The following is a 1,078-nucleotide window of genomic DNA, read 5'->3' as shown; positions in this document are numbered from 1 at the left end:
TCGCGCGGAATCGAGAACTCCACCTCGCGGGCAAGCTGCGCGTCCTTGCGCTTCTCCCCCGCCTCCACCTCGTTCCACAAGGCCGCGCGATCGTTTAAACGCTCCGGCGCGCCCTCTGGCAACATCACCTCGGAGTGGATGACGCCCGCCTTGTTGCTGAAATCGTGGTTACGGTTGAAGCGATCGTCATGCAGCTCGGACGCGGACCGATAGGCGGCACTCGCCACCGCGCTCGCGCCGGTCTGGCGACTGATGACCTTGGCGGAAAAATGGTAGATCGCCATGACGCTTGGCTTATTACACTTCTGAGCGCACGTCGGCAACGACGTATAAGCGCGCACTCACAATCCGCTACGCTCCTCGTGATTGACTTGGTGCCGCTTTTCCTGCCGTTCGTGCTTTACCCCAATGCCGGGTCCGCTAAGGTGTCTCTGGTTGATGCGCGGAAGGGTGAGGGCGATGCGGAAGGTGCGCGATTACGACGCCGAACTGAAGGCGCTCGGCGACAAGGCCCGCGCGCTAAAGGCGAAGCGGGTTGAACAGCTCGGCCAGCTCGTCGCCGCCACGGGGGCCGATGCGCTCGATGCCGAGACGCTGGCCGGGGTGCTCCTCGATGCGATCGGGTCGAAGGATACCAGCGCGAAGGAGGCATGGCGTGCGAAGGGCGCTGCCTTCTTTCAGCGGCGCGGGCGGAAAGGTGGCGGCGCTGCTGCGATCGACGGATCGGGCGCTCAAGCTGAACCGGGCGGCGACGCTGCGGGCGGAAGCGGGTCAGCGGCGAACGGATAGCAGGGGCTGGGTCGTGCAACGCCGCGAACGAACGCGCCATCTGATCGAGCTGGGCGGGCTGGTCCAGAAAGCCGGGCTGGTCGAGCTAGCCGACGACGATCGCGCCACGCTCTACGGCGCGCTGCTCGATCTGGCGGGACGTGCGCGTGGCGATGATGCCGGCGACGTGCTGGCGCTGTGGAAGCGGCGCGGCAAGCGCGCGTTCGACGCGGAAGGCGAAGCGAAGGACGAAGCATGAGCGATTTCGATATCGAGGCGATCCGCGCCGAAGTCCGCGCGATGGATTTCG

General features: G+C 65.9%; 3 protein-coding genes. 2 read left to right on the top strand and 1 reads right to left on the bottom strand.

What is annotated here, in order from left to right; all coding sequences use genetic code 11:
• Positions 1 to 284, bottom strand: a 284-nt coding sequence (locus tag AX709_RS09395; protein WP_156454235.1) for a MobA/MobL family protein, incomplete at its 3' end; no start/stop codon positions are given.
• A 175-nt stretch (positions 285 to 459) separates the two neighbouring features.
• Between AX709_RS09395 and AX709_RS09390 the strand changes: the two genes are divergently transcribed.
• Together AX709_RS09390 and AX709_RS09385 are read left to right on the top strand one after the other, a co-directional pair.
• Positions 460 to 789, top strand: coding sequence for a conjugal transfer protein TraD (locus tag AX709_RS09390; protein WP_066212924.1), 330 nt, complete (start codon positions 460 to 462; stop codon positions 787 to 789).
• Positions 790 to 802: 13 nt separating this feature from the next.
• Positions 803 to 1,027 carry a conjugal transfer protein TraD gene (locus AX709_RS09385; protein WP_066212920.1) on the top strand — a complete coding sequence of 75 codons (225 nt, stop codon included), beginning with the start codon at positions 803 to 805 and terminating at the stop codon, positions 1,025 to 1,027.
• The last annotated feature ends 51 nt before the right edge of the window (positions 1,028 to 1,078 follow it).

The organism is Sphingomonas sp. CCH15-F11 (assembly GCF_001557005.1).
Classification (GTDB): domain Bacteria; phylum Pseudomonadota; class Alphaproteobacteria; order Sphingomonadales; family Sphingomonadaceae; genus Sphingomonas.
This window is presented reverse-complemented; position numbering and strand designations above follow the sequence as displayed.